Consider the following 11529-nt stretch of genomic DNA (forward strand, 5'->3'; position numbering starts at 1 on the left):
CGTAACGGCTTTCTTGCCCAACCCAACAACCCCACAGACTTTGCCCAAAGGGTGATTGCGATATTAGAAAATCCCGATTTGAAAGCAGATAAGACTCAGCAACAAATTCGCCACTCCAATCAGCCTGAAATCGATAGATTGTCACTCGATCAACTTCCAATAGCCGCCGGACTTCTTCTGTACTGGTGGCAAAGATGGTATGAATATCAAGAGACTGGCGAATTTTCTCCACTGTTGCGGCTAATGCCTTCTGTCTTTCGGCTGCTTTTCGTTCTCGTGCAGCAGCTTGAGCCAGTTTTTGGGTTTGCACCTGCATCTGTTTCAAAGACTCAGCTTGCTGTAATGCTACCCCCAATTGAGCGCCAACTTGTGCCAATAAATTGATTTCCTCATCTTGCCAATAACGAGGCTGGGAATTTTGATAAGCTACTAGCAATCCCCATAACTTCTCGCCCTGAGAAATTGGGACAAAAACTTCATTCCGTGCATACTTACCCGCTTGCTTTCCTTGTACAAAAACGCCTTCTGTCACAGGCTGCGGCTTAACCATTGGTGTCCAGCCATCAACAATAGAATCAGCGACAAATTCGCCACTCCAATCAAGATAGAAGCGATAAATTGCTACTCGTTCCACTTCTAATAACCGACGGACTTCTTGAGTTTGATGTTAATGCCTTCTAAACTGGCACTGACTTGACGGGCTACACTCAGCAAAATATCGCTGACATCAATATCCGCCATATCCAAGTCTTGACTGGACTCAAAGTAAACTACATGAAATCCCGCCAATTCTAGTTCTGTCTTGAGGCGCTGCAATTCCGTTGACTTCCCGCAGCCAATGTGACCCGTAAATAACTGGCAGGTTGGCTCATCAGGAGAAATCCGAATGATAGTCCGCTGCAATTCTTCCACAATCTTGCAACCACGGACATCAGCAAAATCTATGTAATACTGGCGATCTAGCACGTTACTTATATTAAGTGTGTAGCTTGGGTTACATGCTTTATAAAAACGTGACAAATTTAATGTCGTTTTCATGTATCTAGAGGTGTATGTTGATGTGTGTGTAGATGTGTGTGTGGATGCAGTTAACTTGTATTTTTTATACAAAAAATCTTTAGTCTGGATGTAGGCACACGATTATTTCGCAAGTTGGTAGTATCTTGCAAAAGACAGCACTTATTACAGATCACTGTCAGTAGTATGGTAGAGATTTAGTTAACCCTAGTACCGCAAAGCGGAAGTCAAAAGTCATGCATAATTGTATTCCGAGCTTCTTGCGCCATTTGAAATGGTGAACCAGCGCTGCGGGAGGGTTTCCCTCCGCAGGCGACTGGTGAACCCGAAGGGTATGTTTATTTACGCCGTGCTGTACTAGTAAACTTAAGCATATCTGTTTTTTTTACTCCTGCTATTGAGGTTTTGACAATCTGTAGCTTTTGTTTGACCTAGCACAAACCTTGTAGGCTTGAGTTAATCAGTAAATAAAGCTACTACATCATATAGTTCCCAGTTTGGATAGCTAATGATAAGGACTGGTATGAATTATAGCAAGCTATACAGAGATTTAGGAAAGTTTGAATATCATTTTAGGTTTTATTTGTCAAGAGCATAAAATTAGAAATATCTAAATTAATATTTTGTAATCTTTAGAGACAAAATATTTGATGATCGCTTGTCAAGAAGACAACAGTAAGTTAAGAATGGACACCGGAAACTTTAATTGGAAGCATGACTAGCGCTACGTTCGTTGTGTAGTTACTGTAAAGTGTTACTAAAAATAAAAAAAAGTCTTGGGACGGCTAACAGATGCCGACAGTGTTTACTGAGATTAATAATGATAAGTAGTAGGACAGAATTAATTACACAACGTCATTGCGAATGGAGCGAAGCGGAATGAAGCAATTCGCTTGCGGCTGGGATTGCTTCTCTTCGCTCGCAATGACTGTAAATATTTTTGTCCATCTACTTACAAGCGCGTCAATGAATTTGGATTGTAACCAGAAAGGGGTTTGAATGGCTGGCATAATATCAGTTTCCCACACCGATCTAGCCCAACGTCGTAAGAAATTACGTCGGCAGAGGCAGATGAGAATTATTCAAGCTATTTGGCGAACTTTTGCCATTACCAGTTTGGCGCTTGGATTGCTATGGGTGGCAGTCCAACCAGTGTGGGTGCTAAAAAGTCCCAAACAAGTAGTGATCAAATCAGGCAATCAGTCCCTGTCGGATGAGACAACTCAATCACTGTTGGTGCTATCTTACCCCCAATCTTTGTGGCGGATTGAACCGGCTGCGATCGCTAACTCTTTGAAGAAACAACCAACAATTGCCCAAGCGATCGTTAGACGCCGCTTGTTTCCTCCTGGATTAAACATCGAAATCCAAGAACGAGTCCCTGTAGCCGTAACTCAAACACCAAGTGGGCAAAATCAGGGCGCTGGCAACAAAAAAGTCACAATCGGCTTACTAGATGCAAGCGGGGCCTGGATGCCTTTAGAAAAATACACATCACTGAATCCCACCAAAAAATTACCTAATCTCAGAGTAATTGGATTGCCTAAACAATACTGTCTCTACTGGACTCAACTTCATCAAGCTGTAAGCCAAAGTCCGGTAAAAGTGATAGAAATTGATTGCCAAAATCCAGCGAATTTAATTTTGAAAACAGAACTAGGAAATGTACATCTTGGCGTTCCAGGCCCCCAACTGTCTGAACAAATTAAAGTACTCGCCCAAATGCGCCCTTTAGCAGCAAAAGTTAATTCCGGCCAAATAGAGTATATTGATCTGAAAAATCCCGAAATTCCATTAGTACAGATGAACCAAAAACAAAAATTAACTTCCAAAACCCCTAAAAACATCTAGCGTGTTTAATGTATTGATAGCTCCTAGTAAATTAAGAAGCTTTATGCTGATAAATATATTTATTATTTTCAGTTTTTGAGCAAACCGCACGAAAATCGGCATTAACTTCTAATTAAAATGAGAAGATAAATCTTAAAATCTCTATTACGAGTAAAACACTTTCAATTATGACCCCTAACATCTAATAGTAGGGTGCAAGATGTCCGACAATCTGATGATGGGCTATGGCGTGCAAAACGCCTTCTATTCCAAAGGCAGTTTACCGAAGTTTCAATCTGTAAAGGAAAATGCCGCGCAAAGTTGCGTAAGCATTGCTTCTGGGCAATCAGTTTAGACTATTCTGTGCCGTAATTCCTATTGGGTTACGAAACCTCTGGAAAAATCTTGATTTGTTGACCACAGTAGTGCGGGTTCTCGTAAGATAGACTATTGCTGGAACAAAGTGTCCATTAAGACCCCCCAAAGAACAAATTAATCAGGTATAGTCTGACAAGTAAATTATTGCTTACTTCAACCTTAGGGATAAGTAAGTATAAAGTAAATTTTGTGTCTAAAGTTGCAGCTATCCCTAATGGTGAAATCTATTAACAATATTATTGAGGTAGATAAGATGCGCTGTAGTGTGTATTTACAAGTTCTGCCCTCTGCTGAGAATAATGAAGCGATTAATGTCTGGTTGAAGTTATACAGATCACTTTTAGATAAATGTAGGTATACTTCTCTAGAATTGGCTGTGCGATCGGCTGCCCTAAAAGCCTATCCCATAGCAAATTTTCGCACAGCCAATTCTGTTAGGCTTGGCAGTAGCGAAAGCAATAAAGAACAGTGTCCTAGTATTGTGGCACTGTCAAACTAAAGTTGACTCTGAGGTGAATAACACCTGAAAAAGTCGTTTATCTACCCTTTGACAAATCCAATGACACTTGATAATAACCAAGGACTTAACTATAAAAATTCCCAATCTACGGGACAGCCGGGGTTCTCTCTGGCAGTTAACTCGACCAATCCTTTTAATAACTCTGGGTTGAACTTCGGACAAAATCACGAGAATAAAAAGATTTCTGCGGAAAATAGCCGAATTGGCGAGATTGTTCCTGGCCGGGTTGCCAACATCAAAGTAATTGGTGTAGGTGGTGGCGGTGGGAATGCCGTTAACCGCATGATCGAATCTGATGTCTCTGGGGTAGAGTTTTGGTCAATTAACACTGATGCCCAAGCTCTTACCTTAGCTGGCGCTCCCAGTAGATTACAAATTGGACAGAAGCTAACGCGGGGTTTAGGAGCAGGTGGTAATCCTGCCATTGGTCAAAAGGCAGCAGAGGAATCACGAGACGAAATTGCTACAGCTTTGGAGGGGGCAGACCTAGTATTTATCACTGCTGGTATGGGGGGTGGTACTGGGACAGGTGCAGCCCCGATTGTGGCAGAAGTAGCAAAGGAAATGGGCGCTCTGACTGTTGGTGTGGTAACACGTCCATTTGTCTTTGAGGGACGCCGCCGTACCAGCCAAGCGGAACAAGGTATTGAAGGACTAAAGAGTAGGGTAGATACACTGATCATTATCCCCAACAACAAACTACTAGAAGTGATCCCCGAACAAACACCTGTGCAAGAAGCTTTTCGTTATGCAGATGATGTACTGCGTCAAGGGGTGCAAGGTATTTCTGATATCATCACGATCCCTGGATTGGTAAACGTTGACTTTGCTGATGTCCGAGCTGTGATGGCAGATGCGGGATCGGCATTGATGGGAATTGGCGTTAGCTCTGGAAAATCTAGAGCCAGAGAAGCTGCGATCGCAGCTATTTCTTCACCATTACTCGAGTGTTCTATTGAAGGTGCTAGAGGAGTTGTCTTTAATATTACAGGTGGTACTGACCTGACTTTGCATGAAGTAAATGCAGCCGCAGAAGCAATTTATGAAGTAGTTGATCCCAACGCCAATATTATTTTTGGGGCTGTAATTGATGACAGACTCCAAGGTGAGGTAAGAATTACTGTAATTGCCACCGGATTTACAGGTGAAGTGCAAGCTGTGCAACAACAAAGCGTGGCTAATGTTCGAGTAGCACCTAATACCTCGAAGCGACCAACAACACAGCAACCAGCTGTTAATCCTCCAACTCCAACTCCAACTCCAATTCCAGAACCAAAAGAAAAACCTGGATTGGATATACCTGATTTCCTGAGAAACCGACGTACACCACGGAATTAAAAGATTTTGGATTTGAGGTTTTAGATTAAATTAGCAGTCTCAGGTTAGGCTGAGTGCTGTATAAAATCTGCTAGTTTCAGGGTTTTACTAAAGGCAGTCGATTTATCGCGGGGAGTGTCAAAGAAATAGAATGAACTTGGGCAGGAGTCTGCTGGCTCACATGTCCAGCTTTGCTTTTGGAACAAATAAAAAGGAGTCAGAAGACAGAATTCAGAATTCAGAAAACTCTACCCACAAGGGGATACAGTTTTGATTACGAAAAATATTTATTTTAGTTTCGCCCACCAGGGGCGAGGTTTTAACCAATATTCATCACCCACTCGTACAGAATTCATGGCTTTTTTCTGACCGGAGGCGGAGCGTCTCCGGCTCCGCTCCTGAGTTCTGAATTCTTCTCATAAAGAAGAATATCTGCCCGAATACAGATGCGACGCCGATAGCGAGTTTTCGTACCCTTACAGGGGATCTTGCTACGCGCAGCGTCTCGTAGAGAGCGTTATAGCCCGTCGTAGTCATCGCTACATCTACCTTTGCGATGCATTAAACTCATATAGGACTAATATTTGATTTCTGAAAAAGCTCGGTACAACTCGAAAAGCCTAATTCCTTATTCCCTACTCCGTACAGACGCGATTAATCGCGTCTCTACCCACTCCCCGCCTACGTAGATAATTTCAAAAATCAAATACGATTCCTATATACGGTATAAATAAATATACTTACTTAAATTCAATTGCGTGGGCGAGTTACCCACGCAAGCGTCCGAAGGAAGTCTGTTTCCTGGAAAATAGGACACGAAGCAAAAAATAAAAAACATTTATTTTTTGCTTTTTAAATTCTGTTCAATCCATTGAATAACCTCATGACCAAGGTGAGTCCCATCTAGGCGATCAATCTCACGAATTCCAGTAGGACTAGTGACGTTAACTTCAGTTAAGTAGCCACCAATAATATCAATACCCACAAAAATTAAGCCGTCTTGGCGTAACCGTTCGGCTACTTGGGCGCAAATTTCATACTCTCTTGGGGTAATTTCGGTTTGAGCGACTGTGCCACCAGTAGCCATATTATTGCGAAAATCAGTTCCGCTAGAGAGGCGATTGAGCGCACCAATTGGTTCGCCGTTGAGTAGGATAATTCGCTTATCTCCTGCTTTTGCTTCCGGTAAATAGGTTTGTACCATTACAGGCACTCGACCTTGGAGGGTACTGAGTTCGACAATAGAGTTAAAATTGCGATCGCCTGATTGCAAAAATAAAATTCCTTCCCCAGCTTTGTTACCCAGTGGTTTGAGAACCGCAGCCCCCTTTGCTTCGACAAATTGCCGGATAAACTGCTTATCAGCACTGACAATCGTTTCTGGAATCGCTTTAGTAAATTGGAGGGCGTACATTTTTTCATTTGCCCCTCGGATGCCGCTAGGACTGTTAATCACCAGGGTTTTATTTTGGTCAATGTAATCTAGAATGTAGGTGGCATAGAGGTAGGAATCATTTACAGGTGGATCTGTCCGCATAAATACGGCGTCCATTGTCTCTAAAGAAGTTAAGCCGGAATCGCTCAACTTATACCAAGGATTCACCGCTACCCAGCGTCCCTCTACCAACTGCACTGGTACAACTTCGACTCGCTGTAGGACAGCCCAAGCTTTGCTCTCCACCACACTCAGCAGATTTGCTTGAGTCACCCAAACTTCGTGTCCCAGGATTTGCGCTGCTTCAATTAGGGCAACACTGGTATCATGACACGGGTCAAGCAGATGGATGGGATCAATGATAAAAGCCAGTTTCACCCTTTATACCTCAATCACCAAGAAATTAAATGGTTATTCAATTATTATCTCTTGATGCTCTCACCAATTGACGTATATATGTAGTGCTGAGTGGAATCTGGAGGGTAAAGTCTTGTGGACAGATATGGCTTTTGTGAGAAAAAAGTCCGTAAACAAGGCAGCGCGTAGCTTTCCAGAGTTGTAGCGACTGCCGTGTGTAGCGGCTTGTCGCTAGCTTCTAGTAATACCTTCTGAAACTACACGCTCTTGCTAGAAGTTAGTAGCTCATCTAGCTTGCCTTGACTGTCTAAAGCGTGGATATCGTCACAACCACCTATATGATCATCATTGATAAAAATTTGCGGTAGAGAGCGCCGTCCATTTGCTCTTTGAGCCATTTTATTTCTGGCTGCCTCATCTCCATCAATGCTGTATTCGATAAATTCAACTCCCTTGTTCTTCAGCAAACTTTTGGCACGAATGCAAAAGGGGCAAGTCCTCCAAGTGTAAATTTCTACTTTTGCAGCCATAATGTCCTCAAATTAATGTAATACATTCTTAATTTTAGAACGTTGGTACTAACTCTTATGCAGACTGTTTGTTTTTTTGAGAAGTCCCAAAGCACCCAGAGCAAATAAAGCTAGAGCAACTGTTGTCCTTGGCTCAGGCACATATTTAGGTTTAGGTGGAGCCTGATAATAAGAACTCGCCCCTACCCAGATTGAATTATTACCAGATTCTCCTGGTTTAACACCGTAATTACCGATATGAACTGCCGCGAATATTTGATTTAAAGTATCTTGAAAATTAAAGTCTGCTGCATTGAGATCAAAATTCTTGGCTGAAATTGTGGCAGTGAAGCCATCATTGCTTGCGCCAGTAGATGATGGGTTAATTTCTAAATCTAATTTACCTTTATAGCCACTTGCTTTTTGCTTGTCTTCGTCTACTGTAATGGCGTTCTTCTTCGCAACAGCATAAGGTGAAGCTGCCGATATTTCAAACAAACTCTTGTTATCAAATTTGTCGTCCTTGTAATTCAAATCAAATGTTTGAATTTTATGCTTGTTTGTTCCTGCTAGATCGATGACAACATCTACTTTTTTTGCATCAGTTGCATTGTCCTTAATGGTAAGCGTTCCAAAAGAGGTGTCTACTTTAGCACAGGTACTTCCACCATCATACTTCTTTGTACCTACAGTTCCAGAGATAACGCAATCCAGGTTATATGTAAAGGAAGCGGCATTAGCAGGGGAAAAAACAGAGGATGATATTACAACGGCAGTTGCAGCTAAAAAGGATGGTACTGCTGAAGTTGAAAAGAGATTTTTCATGTTAATTGATAAGTTAAATAGAATGGCAATACTTAGTTGCTAAGATGGGAATTTGCTGCTTGCCAGCCATCAAAGTCAAAAGCGCTCAAGAAAAAGCCTTACACCACTCTAAACACTGAACAACAGGTTGTCTATAATACATATTTCATCTTCAAAAATACTTTATTTTAAGCTTTATATACATAAAAAGCTCAGTAGTTTTACTGAGCTTTGTGGAATTCAAAATGTATTAAATTTCAACTATCTATTGTCAACGGCGTATTCAATTAGCTTGGCAAGACGCTGACGTAAGGTTTCTAATCCCAAGCGCTGACTCGCAGAAATAAACACCGCTAGGGGGAATTCTTCTCTAGCTAGAGCTAGTGTCTCACTATTGGCTTGATCAATCTTGTTAAAAATAACCAGCGCCGGCCCAGGAGTTATTGGCATTTGCGCCAAGATTTCTCTAACTGAGCGAATATGACGCAACCAAGCGGGGTGAGACAAATCCACCAAATGTAGTAGAGCATCGGCTTCTGTGACTTCCTCCAAAGTGGCGCGGAAGGCATCCATTAATGATGCAGGCAGTTCGTGTATGAACCCTACCGTATCTGTAATCAGAATTTCTTGAGGTTTATCAGCTTCGCCATGAGGAATTACCAGACGGCGGGTAGTAGGATCGAGAGTGGCAAATAGCTGGTCGGCTGTATAAACTTCTGCATTCGTGAGCGCATTCAGCAAAGTGGACTTGCCAGCGTTGGTATATCCAACCAAAGCCACTGAAGGAACTTCCCGATGCTGTCGTCGCTGCCGTAACCGCGAACGATGGGCTTGTAACTGGTTCACTTCTTTTTGCAGTCGAGAAATGCGCTGCCCAATTGCACGGCGTTCAGTTTCCAGTTTTGTTTCACCAGGACCACGAGTCCCAATACCACCACCCAATCGGGACATGGTGCGACCTCTACCAGCAAGTCGCGGCTGCATGTATTCTAACTGTGCTAGTTCTACTTGCAATTTACCAGCACGGGACTGAGCGCGTTGAGCAAAGATATCCAAAATTACTTCGGTGCGGTCAACCACCCGGATACCAATTTGCATTTCTAAGTTGCGGACTTGGGAAGGTGAGAGGTCGCGGTCGAAGACAACGAGATTAACTCCTAGTGTTTGGGCAGTTAGAGCAATTTCTTGCACTTTACCTTCGCCAACTACTGTCTGGGGATGAATGCGCGATCGCTTTTGTTGTATTGTCTGTAATACATCTCCCCCAGCTGTATCAACTAAACGCGCCAATTCTACTAGGGTGTCTTGGAATTGTAGGGGAGTTATTTCACTGGTCATCAGCCCTACAATTAGCACGCGATCGTGGTCAGAATCTACTTCCTGGGCGACAAATTCACGCTGGAATTCCGCTTCCAGATTTTCTACCAAGTTTACTAAATCCTGCTCTGCCAAATCATCCAAGCCCAGAGGTGGCGATATATTCCAACTTGAGGATTGAATTTGTTTAGAGTGAGCGAAGCCGAATTGGCTTTCCTCTACCTTGACAGCAGCAGGACTAGGAATCAGGGTGCGAGACTCTTGGGGTGTCAGATGAGCTAGATAAGCTTCTTTGACATACCCAGTCGCACCACCTCCCCGTCGTGTAAATCCTGTTCCGGTAATGTTTAGTACAACTAGGGCATCTAAGCGTTGCAGTGCCATAGCCGTGAGTGCCGCCTCATTTGGCGGTTCTGCCTTGAGATGGGTGGCGATGCAACGAATACCACTGAGTCGTTCTGCACCGTAACGGGGCAATTCCAGGGGTGGTATTTGTGTTTGACGCGGTGTGCCTACCCCGACGCGAATCACTTGTCCGCGACGGTTGATGTAGGCGCACACAGGCTGATTGACTTCTGTGCTAATTGCTGCCAGACGCTGGGAAAACTCGGACGTGGTGATGCGATCGCCCGGTATACGCTGGTGATACAGCCGCTGTAGTTGCTTCAGCTGGCTGGACTTCAAACCTTGGAGATTTCCAAAAATAGTTTCTATAGGCGTTTATGACCAGTTAAATGGCCCCCCGAATCCTTATATGTCTATTTTATAACAGGGTTTAGGCTCCTATCTCTCTCCTTTGAGGGATGCATTGTGAATTAGTTCACGGGGGGTATTGATTTGACGCTATTTTGGTGGTAGTAACTCACAAATTGAGCAATGGTAACAACACGCGCCGCCTCAGAACAAAATTTAATGATCTATTTCACCAGTTTGTTTAAGTGCAAAATTGATAATAGTTTCACTTAGCCTAATTCCACGAGCAATCATTCTGTCAATTGCTTGTTTAATATCAATAGGGTATCCTTCTCGGTGTGCACGCAACAAAATACCGATAGTACCTGTAATAGAAAGACCGCTTAACCTGGCAACTCGTCTACCAGCAGATTCATCAATGCAAACAGTCTGGATATTCTCGTTGAGCGCAAGTTGGATAACAGAAGCTTCTCCTAAATCTAAAGAATTCAGTAAGAATGGAGAAATATTATTTAAGGGAATTTGCAATTTTTGTAGCCAATCTGCATCCTCAAATTCACTTACGGCAAATCCGCTTGCACCTCCAGCAAGTATTTCTTGACAAACTTCAAAGGGAACTAAAACCTGAGTATACAAAGATTAAAGTATTCTTAAATCGCCTGTTGCCGCTATTATAGAAATAAGTGGTGCTGTGTTGATAACAATTATATTAGTTTCAAGCATTCGCTAAATCAGATATAAGTTCCTCTTCTGTTAAATCAATCATCGCTACACCATAACGGTGTAAATTAAGTAAAAAAGTTACCCTATCTATACCTGCTAACTGTGCAGCTAAACCAGAAGAAATGCGTTTCATTTCAAATAGTTTAACTGCCATCGCCATTTTTGCTTCTTGTTCAAACTGTTCTCGCGTTTGCTGTAAAGCATCTGGTAAAGTTTCTGGATAGTCAATTTTAAGTTGTGACATGATTTTTATCAGGGCGATCGCTTTTAATTTCAGTGTAAGTGTAAAGGCGAATCGCTACATTAATCGCTACATTAGTCTAGCCTTTATAGCGGTTATTGAATTAAAGCTTTAAACCGCTCATCTTCCCGAATACCATCAAAATCAGAGTCGGTTTTTGCCCATTCACGCCATTCATCAGGACTTAGATTAATTGCTTTTTGTAGGTTTTCTAGTGCCTGTTCAATATTACCTTGTAGAGCATAACAGCAAGCTTTGCCATACCAAGCTTCGTGTAAATCTGGTTTAAATTTCAGTGCTTGGTCGTAGGATGCGATCGCTTCTTCATTGCGTTCTAATTTGCCTAGCGCATTGCCCCGATTGTACCAAGCTTCGTGTAAATCTGGTT

General features: G+C 42.5%; 10 protein-coding genes and 2 pseudogenes. 3 read left to right on the forward strand and 9 right to left on the reverse strand.

Annotated features, from left to right (window positions below; genetic code table 11):
• Positions 1–91: 91 nt before the first annotated feature.
• Both LC574_RS07885 and LC574_RS07890 read right to left on the reverse strand, forming a co-directional pair.
• Positions 92–661: pseudogene (locus LC574_RS07885) on the reverse strand (GAF domain-containing protein); the annotation flags it as partial.
• Positions 661–1038: pseudogene (locus tag LC574_RS07890) on the reverse strand (ATP-binding protein); the annotation flags it as partial. The pseudogenes LC574_RS07890 and LC574_RS07885, both read right to left, overlap by 1 nt.
• Positions 1039–2016: 978 nt before the next feature.
• Here LC574_RS07890 and LC574_RS07895 point away from each other — a divergent pair.
• The 3 genes from LC574_RS07895 to ftsZ all read left to right on the forward strand — a co-directional run bounded on the left by LC574_RS07895 (position 2017) and on the right by ftsZ (position 5083).
• Positions 2017–2868 (forward strand): cell division protein FtsQ/DivIB, encoded by an 852-nt coding sequence (locus tag LC574_RS07895; RefSeq protein ID WP_229452601.1) that lies wholly within the window; start codon positions 2017–2019, stop codon positions 2866–2868.
• A 571-nt stretch (positions 2869–3439) separates the two neighbouring features.
• On the forward strand, positions 3440–3724 hold the full coding sequence (locus LC574_RS07900; protein ID WP_229452603.1) for a hypothetical protein: 285 nt from the start codon (positions 3440–3442) through the stop codon (positions 3722–3724).
• Between the two features lie 60 nt (positions 3725–3784).
• A complete protein-coding gene (ftsZ, locus tag LC574_RS07905) occupies positions 3785–5083 on the forward strand; it encodes a cell division protein FtsZ (protein WP_229452605.1) in 1299 nt (432 codons plus the stop codon).
• An 817-nt stretch (positions 5084–5900) separates the two neighbouring features.
• Here ftsZ and gshB read toward each other — a convergent pair.
• From gshB to LC574_RS07940, 7 genes are all read right to left on the reverse strand, one after another.
• Entirely contained in the window at positions 5901–6875 is a 975-nt protein-coding gene (gshB, locus tag LC574_RS07910; protein WP_229452607.1) for a glutathione synthase, read from the reverse strand.
• Between the two features lie 236 nt (positions 6876–7111).
• Entirely contained in the window at positions 7112–7384 is a 273-nt protein-coding gene (gene grxC / locus LC574_RS07915) for a glutaredoxin 3 (protein ID WP_100900687.1), read from the reverse strand.
• Between the two features lie 48 nt (positions 7385–7432).
• Positions 7433–8188, reverse strand: a complete 756-nt coding sequence (locus tag LC574_RS07920) for a hypothetical protein (protein WP_229452609.1) — start codon at positions 8186–8188, stop codon at positions 7433–7435.
• Positions 8189–8428: 240 nt separating this feature from the next.
• Complete coding sequence (gene hflX / locus LC574_RS07925; protein WP_229452615.1) at positions 8429–10198, reverse strand: GTPase HflX; 1770 nt, start codon at positions 10196–10198, stop codon at positions 8429–8431.
• Between the two features lie 195 nt (positions 10199–10393).
• A complete protein-coding gene (locus LC574_RS07930; RefSeq protein WP_229452611.1) occupies positions 10394–10813 on the reverse strand; it encodes a DUF3368 domain-containing protein in 420 nt (139 codons plus the stop codon).
• Between the two features lie 79 nt (positions 10814–10892).
• Complete coding sequence (locus LC574_RS07935; RefSeq protein ID WP_229452616.1) at positions 10893–11147, reverse strand: UPF0175 family protein; 255 nt, start codon at positions 11145–11147, stop codon at positions 10893–10895.
• 89 nt (positions 11148–11236) lie between these two features.
• The coding region (locus LC574_RS07940; RefSeq protein WP_229452613.1) for a tetratricopeptide repeat protein at positions 11237–11529 on the reverse strand (293 nt) is incomplete at its 5' end.

Source organism: Nostoc sp. CHAB 5715, from assembly GCF_020829685.1.
In the GTDB taxonomy this organism is placed as follows: Bacteria; Cyanobacteriota; Cyanobacteriia; order Cyanobacteriales; family Nostocaceae; genus Nostoc.